The organism is Vibrio owensii CAIM 1854 = LMG 25443, assembly GCF_000817815.1.
GTDB classification, from domain to species: Bacteria; Pseudomonadota; Gammaproteobacteria; order Enterobacterales; family Vibrionaceae; genus Vibrio; species Vibrio owensii.
The window spans coordinates 1-17,616 of the sequence record NZ_JPRD01000073.1; the positions used below are offsets into that span (position 1 = coordinate 1).

General features: G+C 44.1%; 18 protein-coding genes. 15 read left to right on the top strand and 3 right to left on the bottom strand.

Going from position 1 to position 17,616, the window contains the following annotated elements; translation table 11 throughout:
• Positions 1-54: 54 nt before the first annotated feature.
• Entirely contained in the window at positions 55-699 is a 645-nt protein-coding gene (locus H735_RS27795) for a murein L,D-transpeptidase catalytic domain family protein (RefSeq protein WP_020197530.1), read from the bottom strand.
• Between the two features lie 574 nt (positions 700-1,273).
• Between H735_RS27795 and H735_RS27800 the strand changes: the two genes are divergently transcribed.
• The 4 genes from H735_RS27800 (at position 1,274) to H735_RS27815 (ending at position 4,309) form a co-directional block, all read left to right on the top strand.
• A complete protein-coding gene (locus H735_RS27800) occupies positions 1,274-1,684 on the top strand; it encodes an NUDIX hydrolase (protein WP_020197531.1) in 411 nt (136 codons plus the stop codon).
• 187 nt (positions 1,685-1,871) lie between these two features.
• Complete coding sequence (locus tag H735_RS27805; RefSeq protein ID WP_020197532.1) at positions 1,872-2,489, top strand: NUDIX hydrolase; 618 nt, start codon at positions 1,872-1,874, stop codon at positions 2,487-2,489.
• Positions 2,490-2,497: 8 nt separating this feature from the next.
• Complete coding sequence (locus tag H735_RS27810; RefSeq protein ID WP_020197533.1) at positions 2,498-3,196, top strand: aspartate/glutamate racemase family protein; 699 nt, start codon at positions 2,498-2,500, stop codon at positions 3,194-3,196.
• A 357-nt stretch (positions 3,197-3,553) separates the two neighbouring features.
• Positions 3,554-4,309: a 5'-methylthioadenosine/adenosylhomocysteine nucleosidase gene (locus tag H735_RS27815; RefSeq protein ID WP_020197534.1), complete on the top strand. Its 756-nt coding sequence runs from the start codon at positions 3,554-3,556 to the stop codon at positions 4,307-4,309.
• Positions 4,310-4,423: 114 nt separating this feature from the next.
• Here the strand turns inward: H735_RS27815 and H735_RS27820 are convergent, their stop codons facing one another.
• Positions 4,424-6,760, bottom strand: a complete 2,337-nt coding sequence (locus H735_RS27820; RefSeq protein ID WP_020197535.1) for an EAL domain-containing protein — start codon at positions 6,758-6,760, stop codon at positions 4,424-4,426.
• 515 nt (positions 6,761-7,275) lie between these two features.
• On the opposite strand from H735_RS27820, the gene rbsD reads away from it, so the two are divergent.
• The 10 genes from rbsD to H735_RS27870 all read left to right on the top strand — a co-directional run bounded on the left by rbsD (position 7,276) and on the right by H735_RS27870 (position 16,201).
• The gene (rbsD, locus tag H735_RS27825; RefSeq protein WP_009696124.1) at positions 7,276-7,695 is read left to right on the top strand and encodes a D-ribose pyranase; all 420 of its coding nucleotides are present in this window, start codon (positions 7,276-7,278) and stop codon (positions 7,693-7,695) included.
• 24 nt (positions 7,696-7,719) lie between these two features.
• Complete coding sequence (gene rbsA, locus H735_RS27830) at positions 7,720-9,225, top strand: ribose ABC transporter ATP-binding protein RbsA (RefSeq protein ID WP_020197536.1); 1,506 nt, start codon at positions 7,720-7,722, stop codon at positions 9,223-9,225.
• Complete coding sequence (gene rbsC, locus H735_RS27835; protein WP_005452248.1) at positions 9,222-10,205, top strand: ribose ABC transporter permease; 984 nt, start codon at positions 9,222-9,224, stop codon at positions 10,203-10,205. The genes rbsA and rbsC overlap by 4 nt, the downstream gene beginning before the upstream one ends.
• A gap of 92 nt (positions 10,206-10,297) precedes the next feature.
• Positions 10,298-11,176 (top strand): ribose ABC transporter substrate-binding protein RbsB, encoded by an 879-nt coding sequence (gene rbsB, locus H735_RS27840; RefSeq protein ID WP_005452246.1) that lies wholly within the window; start codon positions 10,298-10,300, stop codon positions 11,174-11,176.
• 204 nt (positions 11,177-11,380) lie between these two features.
• On the top strand, positions 11,381-12,298 hold the full coding sequence (gene rbsK, locus H735_RS27845) for a ribokinase (protein ID WP_005452244.1): 918 nt from the start codon (positions 11,381-11,383) through the stop codon (positions 12,296-12,298).
• 15 nt (positions 12,299-12,313) lie between these two features.
• Positions 12,314-13,321 carry a substrate-binding domain-containing protein gene (locus tag H735_RS27850; RefSeq protein WP_005452243.1) on the top strand — a complete coding sequence of 336 codons (1,008 nt, stop codon included), beginning with the start codon at positions 12,314-12,316 and terminating at the stop codon, positions 13,319-13,321.
• Positions 13,322-13,547: 226 nt separating this feature from the next.
• Entirely contained in the window at positions 13,548-13,766 is a 219-nt protein-coding gene (locus H735_RS27855; protein ID WP_005452242.1) for a hypothetical protein, read from the top strand.
• A 158-nt stretch (positions 13,767-13,924) separates the two neighbouring features.
• Positions 13,925-14,662: a nicotinamide riboside transporter PnuC gene (pnuC, locus tag H735_RS27860; protein ID WP_020197537.1), complete on the top strand. Its 738-nt coding sequence runs from the start codon at positions 13,925-13,927 to the stop codon at positions 14,660-14,662.
• A gap of 4 nt (positions 14,663-14,666) precedes the next feature.
• Entirely contained in the window at positions 14,667-15,398 is a 732-nt protein-coding gene (locus H735_RS27865; RefSeq protein WP_020197538.1) for a nucleoside phosphorylase, read from the top strand.
• Positions 15,399-15,520: 122 nt separating this feature from the next.
• Positions 15,521-16,201, top strand: a complete 681-nt coding sequence (locus H735_RS27870) for a Crp/Fnr family transcriptional regulator (RefSeq protein ID WP_020197539.1) — start codon at positions 15,521-15,523, stop codon at positions 16,199-16,201.
• A gap of 84 nt (positions 16,202-16,285) precedes the next feature.
• Here H735_RS27870 and H735_RS30560 read toward each other — a convergent pair whose 3' ends face one another.
• A complete protein-coding gene (locus H735_RS30560) occupies positions 16,286-16,441 on the bottom strand; it encodes a DUF3012 domain-containing protein (protein ID WP_005452237.1) in 156 nt (51 codons plus the stop codon).
• 247 nt (positions 16,442-16,688) lie between these two features.
• Between H735_RS30560 and H735_RS27875 the strand changes: the two genes are divergently transcribed.
• On the top strand, positions 16,689-17,597 hold the full coding sequence (locus H735_RS27875) for a siderophore ABC transporter substrate-binding protein (protein WP_009703143.1): 909 nt from the start codon (positions 16,689-16,691) through the stop codon (positions 17,595-17,597).
• Positions 17,598-17,616 lie beyond the last annotated feature (19 nt).

Below are 17,616 nucleotides of genomic sequence, written 5' to 3' on the forward strand. Positions count from 1 at the left end.
AGTGAACGGCATTAGAGCAAATCTGCTCCCTTTTTGAACTTGGTAAAAGCGGCGTTAAGCGCTTGCGTAGATAACGCTGCCACCTTTAATGGTATCAATGATTTGTCGTGATAACTTTTGCGGTAGTGCTGGGCAACCCCAACTGCGGCCAAGATAGCCATTCTTCTTGATAAAAGAAGGGTTTGCGTAGTCTGCGCCATGAACCACGATGTAACGCTCACGTGCCTTGTCGTTGACACCAGATGTTAATCCATCGAGTCGCAGCGAGTATCCGTTAGAACCATAGTAAGTGGTATCAGTTAAAAACGTACCTAAAGAAGTCTTACGAGAGTTCACTACGTTAGAAAACTTTGTCGCAGTCTTTTTACCACTATTTACGCCGTGAGAAACATAGGTATTAAAGATAAGTTTTTTCTTATCTAAATCGACCACATAAAAGCGTTTTTCAGTAGAGGGTTTACTGTAGTCGATGATGGTTAATACTGGCTTTTTACGGTCATGTGCTTTTTTGTAAGCTAAAAATGCATCGTTGAATAAACTGAAGTCGATGACTCCTTCCAAATTGGCTTCTTTAAATGTCTTTTCAACAAGTTGCTTGGTAGCTTTAGTTTCCGTTGCTTTCGCTGATGAGTGGTGAGCAAAGGCAAAAGGTGAAACCGTAAGCGATGTCCATATCAATAATAAAAATAGCTTTTTCATTTGTACTAAATAAAACTCTTGGTGTAGCAAATTCAGCGATTGCGTCTTGCAGTCGTTAATACAGCATGCACATCAATTTAATTCTATTCTCAACGTTTCCTATTATGCGTAGTGACACGTATTACCGAACCATTTTTGGTATTTGGTAGAGTTCTGCCAACTAACTCGCTGAAATTAATCAACATTGAGAGGTTAATCGATGACTTTAAAAATCTTCAAGACAAATACTAGCCGATTTGGGTAATTAATAAAACTGTGTTTACCGTGATTTACTAAGCAGTGGTGCTAATAAAACGTCGTTTAATTATAAATGAAATAAAAATACCGTTTGAATTCAATGTATTTATTTCATACTTAGCATTGTGCAAAATTTTTTTAGACTGTGATCCTAGTCGTAACAAATCATTACCCAACTACAGACAATTGATAGATTAAGCGAATACCTAATTCTGCATATTCAACTAAACGTTCAGCTAGGTTGTTGTATGTGGTCAATTTATTGACTATAGCTGTTCACATCATCGAAATGATTTATGTTAGTTTGCTATAAAACTGTTATCAAAGGGCAATGAAGATGGAAGTTCATGGGTGTGTCTCATTTATCTTAGTTAAGGGCGATCAAGTGTTGCTGGAAACTAGAGCAAAGGATAAGGAATCTGATCCTGGGGCAATAGCAATACCCGGCGGTCACATGGAGTTTAACGAACCCCAACAACAAACGTTGTTTAGAGAATTGGAGGAAGAGCTCAATATCAAGCCACTTCAATTTGGTTATTTATGTTCTTTATATCACCCAACTACAGAACTGCAATTGATTCACTATTATGTGGTGACCAACTGGCAAGGTGATATTCAGAGCTTAGAAGCGGAATCCGTTAACTGGTATCCAATAATAAATGCACCAGTCTCGACGGAAGTCGATCGCGTCGCATTAAGTGAATATCTTCGATTAAATACAGCGCTAAGAACTGTGTTTAATAAATGAAGTTCCATAAATAATATTTGTGACGAGTAATAATATTTTTGATTGAATTGTAAATATCGAAAATATTCGAATTATCTTATAAAAAAATATAGCGGATAAATATTTTGCGAAAACTTGATCAAAAATAAACTTTGCTTTCAGTTGGTTATGCTAGTTTCTGCAAAGGTAAGTTGAAAAAGGGAAGTGTATGTCGAAGTGGTTAGATTGGGCAAAGCAACTACAGGCGATTGCTCAAGCAGGGGAAGCATACAGTAAAGATGCTTACGATCTGGAACGATTCAAAATGGTAGAAGACATCGCTCATCAGATGTTTGCTGACATCAGCGATAAGTCAGTTGCCGATATTCAAAACTTGTTTATCCCTGAATCGGGTTATCCAACACCCAAAGTCGACCTACGTGCTGGGGTGATAAAAGATGGCAAGATACTTCTCGTAAGAGAGCGCGAAGACGGATGGTGGACTTTGCCTGGTGGTTGGGCTGACGTGTGTGAAACGCCAAGTAGTGGGGTTGTACGCGAAGTGTTGGAGGAGTCTGGCCTCGTGGTTGCTAAACCGAAGCTGATTGCGATTCGCGACAGAGCGATGCATGACTATCAGCCGCCTTATCCATTCCACATCTATAAGATGTTCTTTTTGTGCGAATACGTTTCTGGTGAGCCTAAAGAGAACATTGAAGTTTCGGAAATCGACTTCTTCGCGCAGCATAAGATTCCACCACTTTCACAGAGCCGAGTTTTACCAAGAGATATTGAAATGGTCTTCGATGCTTTTTACAGTGAAGATTTTCAAGTACACGTCGATTAAGGAAGAAAATGAAAACGATAGGTCTAATTGGTGGTATGTCATGGGAGTCTACCGCGAACTATTACCAGATCATTAACCGTGAAGTGAAAGCGCGTTTAGGCGGTTTACATTCAGGAAAAGTCTGTCTGTACAGTGTCGATTTCGCCGAAATTGAAACACTTCAACATCAAGGTCGATGGGACGACACGGCCACGATTCTTTCTCAAGCAGCAAAATCGGTGGAAGCAGGCGGTGCGGACTTCATTCTGATTTGTACTAATACCATGCATAAAGTCGCTGACCAAATTCAGCAAGCTGTCAATGTACCGCTTGTTCATATTGCTGATGCGACCGCTGAGAAGCTGGTGGCGGATGGCATTAAGAAGGTTGGTTTGCTTGGTACACGTTTTACCATGGAGCAAGACTTTTATAAGCAGCGACTCATCGATAAATTTGGTGTTGATGTCGTCGTACCGAGTTCAGATGACCAAACGATTGTTCATGAGGTTATCTATAACGAGCTGTGCAAAGGAGAAGTTCGTGAGGATTCTCGTAAACAGTATCTCGCTATTATCGATAAGTTAGTTGAAGAGGGCGCTGAAGCGGTCATTCTTGGTTGTACTGAGATTGCGATGTTAGTTGAACCTCAACACACAGACGTGAAGCTTTACGATACAACAGAGATTCACGCTAAGGCCGCTGTGGAAGTTGCGCTGAATGAAGCGTAATTCTCTACAGAATTGGTCGACAGGATTAAATCACTCAAGGAAGAGTTATGAATTATCGATGCGGACAATGTCGCCAGTTTACGAGACAGAAGAGCAGCGCTGATATTTGCGGGGCTTGGGGTCATCCAACGGATGCGAACCGTGCAGCTTGCGATTATTTTATGCTGACGATTCGGGTTAAAGATCGAGTTGTTTCTCCTTTAAAAAGTAAAAATGGCTAAGTCGTTCTCATTAATTGAGAATTTCTTAATCAATCAGTATTAGTTGATTGATGCAAACGATTGCTCCCTTGGGAATGTATTGTATAATTTGCGTCGCGTCACACTTTGGTGGCGCGTATTACATTTCAGGATTCCCATGTTGAAGAAATCTCTTGCTCTAATGCTTGCTGCGTACTCACTTCCTTCCGTTGCAGGTTCGACCATCGGTATCGTCGGTGCGATGGATGTCGAAGTTGAAGCGCTATTGCCAAAAATCCAAAACCAACAAGTAAAGAAAATTGGTAGCCATCGCTTTTACACGGGGGAGCTTGAGGGCAAAACCGTTGTCGTGACGAAATCCGGCGTAGGTAAGGTCAATGCAGCAATGACGACCACTCTTCTGATTGAATCTTTCGGTGTCGACCAACTGATCTTCACGGGCATTGCTGGTGCTAGCGACCCTAAATTGGACCCGTTGGATGTCGTGGTTTCTACGCGTTTGGTTCAGCACGATGTTGACCTAACCGCATTCAATATGCCGAAAGGTCTACTGCCTGATTACGAAGAGCGCTACTTCTACGCAGATAAAGCACTGCAAAAATACGCATTTGATGCAGCCGTTGATACGCTTGGCAAAGAGAGTGTTTACCATGGCGTTATCGCATCTGGTGACCAGTTCATTGCAAGCAAAGTGAAAGTGACGGGTATCTACCAAGAATACAACGCAATGGCTGTGGAAATGGAAGGCGCAGCGTTAGGCCAAGTAGCAGATGCGTTCAAAGTACCTTACGTCGTTATCCGTACGATTTCAGACAAAGCGGATGGTTCGGCAGATGTTGTCTACTCAGATCTTAAAAAAGCAACGGCCGACAACTCAGCAAACATTACCCTTAATATGCTAAAGCGCATGTGAGAAAACGTTCACTAGGCTAAATTGTCTTTTGAGAACACGAAAAAGCAGCACACACGGTGCTGCTTTTTTTGTTGGGTTTCAATTGTTCTGCAATGAGCGATATAAGCCGTTAAGCTACGCAATATCAGAGCGGGTGAAAGGTTGGTCGTTAGCTGATTTCCACCATTGATCTAGCTGCTCTTTGTTCATGGGCTTACCAAACAAGTAGCCTTGCATGAAGTCACAACGATACGAAGATAGCCATTCGTGCATCACGTTATGCTCAATCCCTTCTGCCGTTACCTTTTTATTTTGCGCATGGCACAGTTCAATGATTGGTTTGATAACGTGGCCGTTGTCAGTATTCATCAAGGTGAGCAGAAATTCCCGGTCGAATTTTATTTTCTGAACAGGATACTGAACCAATTGCGTTAATGAGGTATAGCCTGAGCCAAAGTCATCAATTGCCAGCTTATAGCCAAGTTGGGCTAGTTCATCGAGCAGGGCAGTACCTTGTTGGTCTGCGGCGAAGGTTTCTGTGATTTCCAACTCAATACAGTGAGGGGGCACACCATTTTGCTTCGCTTTGTCGTGGATGAACTCGGCCATCGAGAGGGAGTTCAGCTCTGCTGATGATAGGTTAATGGATAAAATGATGTCCTTGCCAAAAATACTCTTAAGCTGGTGGTACTCTTCCATGGCGTTAGCAAACACCCAGCGGTCGATTTTCTCGAACAACCCGGTTTGTTCCGCAATAGGGATGAATTCCTTTGGTGGAATCGAACCAATTCCTCCCGCTTCCCAACGTAAGAGAACCTCCAGACCCTCGATTTCATTGGCGTGACTGTTCATGTATGGCTGGAAAACCAAATGGAACTCGTCTTCCACATTGGCTTTACGTAAAGCGCGTTCGATCTGGCTACGGCGCTGAGCTTCAATATTGAGCGCCGCCGAATAGTAAGCGTATTGGTTTTTGCCGCCGCGTTTTGCTTGGTACATCGCCGCATCTGCACTTGAAAGCAACTTGGCAATATCAGCGCCATCTCTTGGATATTGAGCAATACCAACACTTGCCGTCACCGGAAACGAATTTGTCGAAGATTGGCTCAGATTATGGATGGGTTTGAGTAACTCTGAAGCGAACATATCTGGTATGTCGGCTTTCTTTTGGTTTGTACTCAGTAGGATGGCAAACTCATCGCCAGACAAACGAGCGCCAAAGCAAGGGCTGTTGTGTTGTTGGGTAAACTTCTGGCAGACATTTTTTATATGACGAGAGAAGACTTGTAATAGCTTATCACCCAATTCGTGGCCGTATTTGTCGTTTACGTACTTGAAGTTATCTAGGTCGATGTAAACAACCCAAAGTTGCTCAGAGGGATCAGCTAACTCGCGAGTTGCCAACTCATGAAAACGATGACGGTTCGCGAGTTGAGTTAGGTGGTCTGTTTCCGCTAAGTGCTTGGTTTTATGATAGATATTATTGAGTTCTTCATACATGTCGAAGAAGCGCGAAGAGAGGCGACCAATTTCATCGTCACTGTTTAGCTTTTCAATGTTAGTGCGCTTGTTTGCTTCTATTTCGCGCAGTTGTTTGTCCAGTTTAGAAACAGGGCTGAGCACGTAACGATATAAAACTAAGACAATCAAAGTGATGGTACAAAACGACGCTATACCAAACGAAAGAGCAAGCTCCAACCAGACCTTATCGACCTTATTCCACATTAAATACTCTGCCGGTGACAAAATTGCGTGGAAATGGGGTAAGAGTTCAATAGTTTGGGCTAGGGGGATGTCTAGGTGAATCGGTTTGTCAGAAAATGTGATGACACTGTGGGTATCAAATTCGATTTCGTGTTTGATGTCATTAAATGCTTCGAGAGAGACGGAGACGACAACAAAGAACGCGTTGTGCGGATCAAAGCTGGGTGGGTGCTCGCCCGTTCGCTTATCGAACAGTTCGTACTGCAGGAGTATGCTTTGCCCACTTGAGTTGTAAATAAAGCCGGTATGGCTGGTTTTACCGTGCTGGGCATAGCTCTTTTCTACGTATTCGAGGATCTTAGGATCGACGCTGCCGTTGGACTCATAAAACTGATTCTCGGTGTAATAGAGTAGGTGTTGGTCGCCATCCAGTATTGCCATGTTCGCATCGCCATTATAACCATGGCTCAGCACTTCCACCGTTTCGTCCAATCGGTTGAATAGCTGTCGTTCTCGGTACGGGTCTTCGTGGTTAACGAAGTAATCCTGTAAAACTTCACTTTTCCCTAGGGTATAGGCGTAACTGTTGAGGAAGATATTGGCTTGACGAAATTGCCCTGCGAGCTTCTCCATTTGCAGCTGAATGTAGCTGTCTTCTCGCTTGATCAATGTGACTTTTTGAATGCTATAAATGATGTAACTCGACACCAACGCGCTAATAAGAATGACTGGCGCGACAAGCAAAACAACTCTATTGCTTAGTTTCATTATGGTTCTTCAATTTCCGTTTGTGTCCCTACAAACGTTCCCTACTTAAAGGTTCCGAACGGATGACGATAGTATTTCTGTGTTTTTCAAATTGTAAGTGGGTGATTTTCGAAAGTCAGACACCCTTACTTAATTTGTGATGCTGTGTGCGGTTTTTTACGAGATTGACCAGAAGAAGTCTCAAACTTTAGACATATTTGTACCGTTTCAAAAGCACAAAACACATTTACAGGATGAATGTGCAAATGAGTAATACACCTATGACAGTCTCCCTTTCATTGATTTTTGTTTTATCGAAACGTTTCGATGGTGAAATGTGACCCCAATATCTTTTTCTTCATCGCATAAGCTTCAATTACGGATCATTCTCACACCTTATCGATCTGCGACTGGTCAATTCTCCTTGGCGTTCTATTATTGCATCGAAACGTTTCGATGGGTGTTTTGTCAATATAGAAATTAGTCCAAGAGAGACACTCACAGTTGTATGAACGTGTAACCGAAAGGTCGATGAGATGAAAAAAAGTACCCTAATTAACTCAGAAATTTCTTACTTGGTGGCGACGCTGGGTCATACCGACGAAATCACCATTTGTGACGCGGGCTTGCCAATTCCTGATCATGTACAACGTATTGATTTAGCGTTGACTCATGGCGTACCTGGTTTCCTTGATACCGTTCGCGTGATTCTGTCTGAGTCCCAAATTGAAGGGGTCATCATTGCTGAAGAATTCGCAACAGTTAGCCCAGTTCACCACGATGCGCTGATCTCTGAACTAACCAAAGAGAGTGAGCAAACAGGTAAGCAAATCGCGATTAACTATGTATCGCATGAAGATTTTAAAGTTCGTACAGAACAGAGTCGCGCTGTTGTTAGAACAGGCGAGTGCACACCGTATGCGAACGTGATTTTCCAAGCTGGCGTGGTGTTTTAAGCCACAACTAATTGAGGACAAATTATGACTCAAGCCATTCTACAACTAAGCGACATTGAGAAAGCCTTCCCGGGTGTTAAGGCGTTGGATAAAGCCAGCCTTAATGTATACCCGGGTCGAGTGATGGCGCTGATGGGCGAGAACGGGGCAGGTAAGTCGACCTTGATGAAAGTGCTTACAGGCATCTACCACATGGATGCAGGAAGCATCAAATATCAAGGTCAGCCAGCGGCGTTTAAAGGTCCGCGTGATTCTCAAGAAGCGGGCATCAGTATCATTCACCAAGAATTGAACTTGATCCCTGAGCTGACGATTGCTGAAAACATCTATTTAGGTCGTGAATTTACCGGCACGATGGGACGTATTCAGTGGAGCAGAATGTACGAAGAAGCAGATAAGTTGCTTCAACGCCTTAACGTAAAGCACTCTTCAAAAACATTGCTTGGTGATTTAAGTCTTGGTGAGCAGCAAATGGTGGAGATTGCCAAAGCGCTGTCTTTCGAATCCAAAGTCATCATCATGGATGAACCAACGGATGCGTTGACCGACAAAGAGACGGAATCACTGTTTAAAGTGATTAACGAACTTCGCGACCAAGGTTGCGGCATCGTTTACATCTCACACCGTCTGAAAGAAATCTTCGAAATCTGTGATGACATTACTGTGTTACGTGACGGCAAGTTCATTGGCGAATGCCAAGTTAAAGACACCAACGAAGAAGGACTCATCGAAATGATGGTTGGTCGTAAGTTGGAAGAGCAATACCCGCGTATCGATGTGACGCATGGTGATGTTTGTCTTGAAGTGATTGGTTTGACGGGCTCGGGTGTTCATGACATTAGCTTCACGCTTCAACGTGGTGAAATCCTTGGTGTGTCAGGCTTGATGGGCGCGGGGCGTACAGAGTTGATGAAGGTGATTTACGGCGCGCTACCAAGTGAGCGTGGCGTCATCAACTTAGACAACAAGACCATTAACCCGGTTAGCCCACAAGATGGCTTGGCGAATGGTATTGCTTACATCTCTGAAGACCGTAAAGGCGATGGCTTGGTGCTTGGCTTATCCGTGAAGGAGAACATGTCTCTGTGTGCATTGGATAAACTTACCAAAGGCTTCCAAATCCAACATGGCGAAGAAGTCGTGGCGGTAGAAGACTTCATCAAACTGTTCAACATCAAAACGCCAACCCGAGACCAAATCATTGGTAACCTGTCTGGTGGTAACCAGCAGAAAGTGGCAATCGCAAAAGGGCTGATGACCAAACCTAAAGTTCTGATTCTGGATGAGCCAACTCGCGGCGTCGACGTGGGTGCGAAGAAAGAAATCTACCAGCTAATCAACAAATTTAAAGCCGATGGCATGAGCATCATCTTGGTTTCTTCTGAGATGCCTGAAGTGCTAGGCATGAGCGACCGCATCATGGTGATGCACGAAGGTCGAATCACGGGCGAATTTGATGCGAAAGACGCCGACCAAGAAACACTACTCGCTTGTGCCGTAGGCAAGAAGATCAATGAGGAAGCAGCATGAGTACTAATACCATGAGCAAACCAAACGAAACGGGCAGCAAGAAGCTGTTCACTAAAGAGTGGCTGATTGAACAAAAGTCACTGATTGCACTGTTATTTTTGATTGTTGTCGTGTCATTTTTGAACCCGAACTTTTTTACGGTAGACAATATTCTTAATATCCTTCGTCAAACCTCAGTTAACGCAATCATCGCGGTAGGTATGACGTTGGTTATCCTGACCGCAGGCATCGACCTAAGCGTAGGTTCTGTACTCGCACTATGTGGTGCGTTTGCCGCGAGCATGATTGCATTAGAAGTGCCTGTGCTTATCGCAGTTCCGACTGCATTGTTCGCTGGTGCAGCTTTGGGGGCGATCAGCGGTATCATCATTGCCAAAGGTAAGGTTCAAGCCTTTATCGCAACACTGGTTACCATGACGTTACTACGCGGCGTAACCATGGTTTACACCGACGGTCGTCCTATCTCTACGGGCTTTACTGACACAGCAGATGCATTTGCATGGTTTGGCACAGGTTACGCACTTGGTATCCCGGTTCCAGTTTGGTTGATGGTGATTGTCTTTGCGGCAGCTTGGTACCTACTGAACCACACTCGTTTTGGTCGCTATGTGTACGCACTTGGCGGCAACGAATCAGCAACGCGCCTTTCTGGTATCAACGTTGACCGTGTAAAAATTGGTGTATACGCCATCTGCGGTATGTTGGCGGCGCTTGCAGGCATCATCGTGACGTCTCGCCTGTCTTCGGCGCAGCCAACAGCAGGTATGGGTTATGAGCTAGATGCAATCGCAGCGGTTGTTCTTGGCGGCACCAGCTTGATGGGCGGTAAAGGTCGTATCATGGGTACATTGATTGGTGCTCTGATCATCGGCTTCCTAAACAACGCGCTGAACCTACTCGATGTTTCTTCTTACTACCAAATGATTGCGAAAGCAGTGGTTATCTTGCTAGCAGTACTGGTAGACAACAAAAACAAGTAATTGATATTTAAAATAAAGAGCTCCATTACATCCTGAATACAAACCGAGCCAGAGGACGTGTGCTGGCTCACCCTACACAAAGGACTAGAACGATGAAAAAACTCGCAACTCTTATCTCTGCTGCACTTCTTTCTTCAACCGTATCGGTAGCGGCGCACGCTCAAGATACAATGGCGATTGTAGTTTCTACATTGAATAACCCGTTCTTCGTAACGATGAAAGACGGTGCAGAAGCGAAAGCGAAAGAACTGGGATACGACTTGATTGTACTGGACTCGCAAAATGACCCGAGTAAAGAACTGTCAAACATCGAAGACCTAACGATTCGTGGCGTAAAAGCGATTCTGATTAACCCAACAGATTCAGACGCTGTGTCAAACGCGATTCGTATGGCGAACCGTTCTAAGATCCCTGTGTTGACACTAGACCGTGGTGCAAGCCGCGGTGACGTAGTGAGCCACATCGCATCTGACAACGTAGTTGGTGGCGAAATGGCTGGTCACTACATCATGGAAAAAGTAGGTGAGAAAGCGAAAGTTATCCAACTAGAAGGTATTGCCGGTACGTCTGCGGCGCGTGAGCGTGGTGAAGGCTTCATGACAGCAGTGAAGGGCAGCAACATGGAGCTACTAGCAAGCCAACCTGCTGATTTTGACCGTACTAAAGGTCTGAACGTAATGGAAAACTTGCTTGCAGCGAACCCTGACGTTCAAGCAGTATTTGCTCAGAACGATGAGATGGCACTGGGTGCGCTTCGCGCAGTTCAAGCGTCTGGTAAAGATGTACTCATCGTTGGCTTCGACGGCACTGACGACGGCATTGCAGCAGTTAACCGTGGCAAGCTAGCAGCAACTATCGCGCAGCAGCCAGATCTTATTGGTGCTTTGGGTGTAGAAACGGCCGACAAAGTATTGAAAGGCGAGAAGGTTGAGGAGTACATTCCTGTTCCGCTTAAAGTCGTGACTAAGTAAGTTTAGAGCCTGACTCAGTGATTCTTCTTTGTTGAAGATAACAGAATGACCCAATGAGTGTGTTGGGTCATTCCAAACAACAAAAGCGGTAAGTTAGAAAATTAAAACTAGTTGAATCGTAATACGCTTACGTTTTTTAAAAGAGCGTAAACCTATTACTCCTGTTCAAATATAAAGGGTTCAATCAGAACCGAGGATAACCGTATGAATAAGTTAGTGGTGTTAGGTAGTGTAAACGCTGACCATGTTCTTCAAGTGCCTTCTTTCCCTCGCCCTGGCGAGACGCTGCATGGTCGCAACTATCAAGTTATCCCAGGTGGCAAGGGTGCCAACCAAGCTGTGGCGGCAGCTCGATTAAACGCAGACATCGGTTTTATTGCGTGTGTGGGTGATGATTCGTTCGGCATCAACATTCGTGAGAACTTCAAAATGGATGGCATCGATATTGCTGGCGTGAAAATGCAGCCAAACTGTCCAACGGGCATTGCCATGATTCAAGTGGCGGACAGTGGCGAGAACAGCATTTGTATCTCAGCAGAAGCCAACGCAAAGCTGACTGCAGAGGCGATTGAGCCTGATCTAGAGCGCATTCGTCAGGCTGATTACTTGTTGATGCAACTAGAAACGCCAATGTGCGGCATCGAGAAAGCTGCGCGAATCGCGAAAGATGCCAAAACCAACGTTATTCTGAACCCAGCGCCAGCGCGTGAATTGTCTGATGAGTTACTGTCTTGCATTGATGTCATCACACCAAATGAAACGGAAGCGGAAGTACTAACAGGTGTGACGGTAACGGACGATGACAGCGCACAAGAAGCGGCAAACATCCTGCATTCGAAAGGCATTGAAATTGTCATGATCACGCTCGGTGCGAAAGGGGTGTGGTTGAGTCAAAACGGTCGCGGTGAAATCATTCCTGGTTTCCGCGTAGAAGCAACAGATACCACAGCGGCGGGCGATACGTTTAATGGGGCATTAGTCACTGGTTTATTGGAAGACTTACCTTTAGAATCAGCGATTAAGTTTGCCCACGCAGCAGCAGCGATCTCAGTAACTCGCTTTGGCGCGCAAACCTCCATTCCAACCCGAAAAGAGGTTGAGGAGTTTCTGGTTAAAAACTAATTAAGGAGTAATAACATGGCAACGATGAAAGACATCGCAAAACTGGCAGGGGTTTCCACCTCAACTGTGAGCCATGTTATTAACAAAACTCGCTTTGTCAGCGAAGAGATTTCGGAACGAGTCAACAACGCTGCCAAAGAGCTCAATTACTACGCGCCTTCAGCTTTGGCGCGTAGCCTCAAAGTCAATCGCACCAAAACCATTGGTATGCTGGTGACTACCTCAACCAACCCATTTTTCGGTGAAGTCGTAAAAGGTGTTGAGCGCAGTTGCTACCATAAAGGCTATAGCCTGATCCTGTGTAACACTGAAGGCGATAACGAACGCATGCGTGATTCCATCAATACGTTGCTACAAAAGCGAGTTGATGGTCTGATTCTAATGTGTTCATCGTTAGAAGGGGAGCGCATTGATGTATTCGAACGTTACCCTGATATTCCAGTTGTAGTGATGGATTGGGGACCAATGCTGTTCACAAGCGATAAGATCCAAGATAACTCACTTCGTGGTGGTTACTTGGCAGCCAAATACCTTATCGATTGTGGTCACAAAGAGATTGGTTGTATCACTGGACCATTAATTAAGCATCAAGCGCAAATGCGTTACGAAGGCTACAAACGCGCGATGATCGAAGCAGAGCTTGAGTTCAACGCCAACTGGATTGTTGAATCGGACTTTGAATGCGAAGGTGGTTATCAAGCCTTCAAAAAAATGGCGGAACGTGGTCCGTTACCAAGTTCTATTTTTGTTTCCAACGACATGATGGCCATGGGCGCAATTAACGCGGCAAATGAGTTGGGTATTCAAGTACCTGAGCAGCTTTCTATCATTGGTTATGACGATATCCACATCGCTAAGTTTATGTCGCCATCCCTCACCACTATTCATCAGCCTAAGTACCGTCTTGGACAAGCTGCTGTAGAGACATTGTTGCGTAAATTGGATGATAAGTCTGACGAAGCTCAGGTTGTGCAATTAGAGCCGACACTGATTGAACGTAAAAGTGTGAAGCGTCTCTCTTAGCTCAAAATTTATTCATTCTCAATAAGTTATAAACCTATACTTTTATTGAAGGTGCTTTTTATAAGGATTTAGGAAGCAACCCCACGCCTTTTGAACAATAAGCCCAACAAAATGTGATTTTTTGCGCGTAAAGTAAAAGATTTCGTGTAGAAATATTCCAAAAAGCTTATTATTAAAAGGGTCTATAAATAGATTTATAAATTATTGTAGCAAATGGAAAATTTTTATGTTCGTCAAGAGATACGCACTGCATTCAGTTAAGAGACCGTGGTTTCACCGTATCAATATTCTCTTAGTCTTATTCGTGTTTTCTTTGAGTGTTTATGAGTTGCTTGCCAATGAAGAATTCATTTACTTATTGGGTATCGCATTTACGTTCATAGCTACAGCACTATTTGCTGCGGCATCATCTTTCAAGAAGCGTTACTTGGGACATGAATCCTAAATAGTGGCGAAGGAATAAGTGTGCTTCAGGCACTTTAAAGCAAGTATTGATCTGATTTATGATCGGATACATCGAAGGGAGGACAAATGTCCTCCTTTTTGTTTGCTGCGAGGCAATAAGATGAGCACATCCCAAGCACAATAATAAAGGACATCTTCATGGACCTATTTGCCCTGTTAGACATCAATAACACCCTTGTTAATATTCCTATTGGTGGTGGCTATGCGATGAGTTGGATCGAAGCTTTTGGTACGGTTTTCGGTCTGCTTTGTATTTGGTTTGCGAGCCAAGAAAAAACCATCAACTACTTGTTCGGTTTGCTGAACGTAACACTTTTCGCCGTTATCTTTTTCCAGATTCAGCTTTACGGATTGCTTCTGCTTCAATTGTTCTTCTTCTGCGCCAACATTTATGGTTGGTATGCGTGGACAAGACCAAATGCACAAGGTGAGACACTAGAGGTGCGCTGGTTAAGCAAGCAGAAGCTCATCGCGACAGGTTCAGTAAGCATTGTTGCGATTGCGCTGTTAACCATCTATATCGACCCATTCTTTTTCGCGTTGGCTAACATTGCCGTTGATACGCTGAATGTGTTCGGTGCAGGTTTGTCTGAGCCAGTCTTAGAGCCAGATGCTTTCCCATTCTGGGATGCAACCATGACCGTGCTTTCTATCGTGGCGCAAATCTTGATGACACGTAAGTACGTTGAGAACTGGATTCTTTGGGTCGTAATCAACATCATCAGTGTTGGGATTTACGCGACACAAGGTGTGTACGCAATGTCAGTTCAATATGCGATTCTCATGTTCATCGCAGCAAACGGCACAAGAGAGTGGGCACGTAGCGCAAAACGCAACGGTGAGAAAACCCTAACTCAAGCGACAGCTCAAGGTTAAGCCAATGATGAAACAACCTCATATTGGCGTAGACAGCACCCAGATAGCACCTCGAGTGATCGTCTGTGGTGAGCCAGATCGGGCGAACCGTATTGCCGCGTTGTTTGATAACACAGAACTGGTCTCTGAAAACCGTGAGTATCGAGTGTTTACGGGAACATACCAAGGTCAACGCGTATCAGTGTGCAGTACAGGCATCGGATCACCTTCGATGATCATTGCGGTGGAAGAGCTAAAGCAGTGTGGTGTGACAAATGTGATTCGTGTGGGATCGGCTGGCGCGATGCAATCTGGCATTCAACTTGGTGAGTTGATTGTGGTTGAAGGCGCAGTAAGAGACGAAGGTGGCTCGAAAGCGTACGTTCGTTCTTCGTATCCGGCTTACGCAAGCTTTTCATTACTGAAAGCGCTGGACAGTTATTTAGCCGAAAAAGAGGCGCGCTATCATTTAGGTGTGGTTCGTTCTCATGACAGCTTCTATACCGACGAAGAAGAAGCGATCTGCGAGTACTGGAACAAGAAAGGTATTCTCGGTGCGGATATGGAAACCTCGGCTTTGTTTACTGTGGGTCGACTGCGTGGTCTGAATGTCGCCTCTATCTTGAACAATGTGGTTTTGTATCAGCAGGATGTGAAAGAAGGCGTAGGGCAGTACGTAGACGAAGCGCAAGTGATGATGGAAGGGGAGCGTTTAGCGTCTTACGCTGCTCTTGAAGCCTTAATTGCACAGAGTTAACCAGATCACAGCTTAGTTAATTTTATAAGCGGCACCTTGGTGTCGCTTTTTTATTGGCTGTCATCAAACGATTCTAGCGAGTACAATCTATTTGAGATTGTTGTCATTAAAGAGAAACTCACGTGAAAATAAGCCCTTATCCGACTGGACGTTTCAAAAGCTTTCTAGAACAGAAAAGTGCCGAGTTTCGTGACTTAATCTATCAATGCCAAATCGGCAGTCGATATTTTGACTCTGGTGAAGAGCTCCTTCGCCAAGGTGAACAACTTCAATATCTCTATGTTGTGCCAGTCGGTCGAGTTTCGATGAGCATCATTGCAGCTAATGGACGTCGTTTCCAACTGGGTGAAGCCAATTGCGATTATCACATCTATGGTGAAATGGAGTACTTCACACAAACGCCTTGCCAATGGAATGTGGTAGCTGATGAACACATGCAGGTGGATATCATCTGTATCCAAAAACTGACTGAGGCGCTGCATCAGCAACCTGACATGATGTTCTTCTTTGCTTCTGCTTTGGCGGAGGATTATCAGGATTCAATGGACATCTATACCAATCGCTTGTTACACCCAATTACTTACAACATTGCTTATGATTTGCTAGTACAAAAACAGACCAACACCTTGTTGGGCGGGTTTGACAAAGTAAACCAAGAAGCTGAAAGATTTGGCACGTCAGGACGCGTTTATCGTCGAGCGGTAAAAGATCTGATGGACAAAGGTTTGATCAGAAAAGGCGAGCAGGGGCTTGAGATTGTTGATGAAGCGGCACTAAAAACATTTCTTGATGCTTACGAATAACCCACAACGTTAGAATTCCGAAATACAATGTTGTGGGTCATCATGATCACTTTTTACTAAGAGCGACAAGCGCTTATTTCTGAATTAGAAAACACAGTGCTTAGCAAAATCGGAAGCTTCGTTAGCAGTCCAATCGCCTTTTGGTTTCTCTTTCATATCGTTACACCACGCTTCACTGCCAACTTCCGTACATGCCATTAGCTGTGCTGCTACAAATAAAACCAATGCTAACTTCTTCATTATCTAGTCCTTTTTAGTGAGTCATTTAAAAGAAGTATAAACATTCATTAAAGTGATAAATATTAATTTGATAACTTTGCGCTTACCGTCTCAAATTCGATATAGGTACAGTGTAATTTGTTGATTTATTAAGCCAATTTAGAAGTGTAACGAATGTAAAGTTATTAAATAATCGGTTGAATGCCTATGTGAGTAACGATATATTGCGAATGCGTATGATAATGGATCTCATTTAAGGCTTAGAATAATGGAAAAACTCGTCAGTGCGGCTCTTGTTTCGCTGCTAACAATCTCACCTGCTTTTGCTGCAACCGTCAAAATCGATCACTACATGGGAACGACAGAAGTCGAACAATCGCCAAAACGTGTGGTTGTGATTGGCTTTGGTCCACTCGATACACTCGACAGTTTTGGTATTGACCCTGTAGCGGTATCGAACGCCTCCCATCTTCCAAAGTACTTATCTAAGTACAGTAAAGCTCATTACAAATCGGCAGGTAGTCTGTTCGAACCAGACTTCGAAACCATCTACATGCAAAAACCAGATTTGATTTTGGTTGGTCCTCGCGGTTCGTCAAAATACGATGAGTTAAGTGAAATTGCCCCAACGGTAGTATTTGCTTCAGGCGAGAATGAAGATTACTGGCAAGGGACCAAAGCACAATGGCGAAATATTGGCAAAATCTTCAATATCGAGGATAAGGTCGAGCAAAAAATTACGAAGTTAGACGCTCAATTCAAAGCAATTCATGACTATAACCAAGCTCATAATAATGATGCGCTTACGATTCTAAGTATTGGTGACAACATCAGCGCATTTGGTGCGAAATCTCGTTTTGGGGCGATTTACACAGATTTTGGCTTTACAGAAACAGTGAAGAACCTCAAAACAGGCACGCACGGTGACGTAATCTCTTATGAGTTTATTCGCGAAGCTAATCCGAAAAATATTCTAGTTATTGATAGAAATTCACTTCACGCAAAGTCTGATCATGACCTCGCTAAAGCGCTGGATAACGATTTGGTTAAAGCGACTTCGGCTTACAAGAACAAGAAAATTACTTTTCTAGATGTTGACGCATGGTATTTAGCAATGTCCGGCGTGACCGCAACGGAAAAGATGGTGAGTGAAATTAAACACACGATCGATCTGTAAGCGAAGCTAGCTGAGGTTA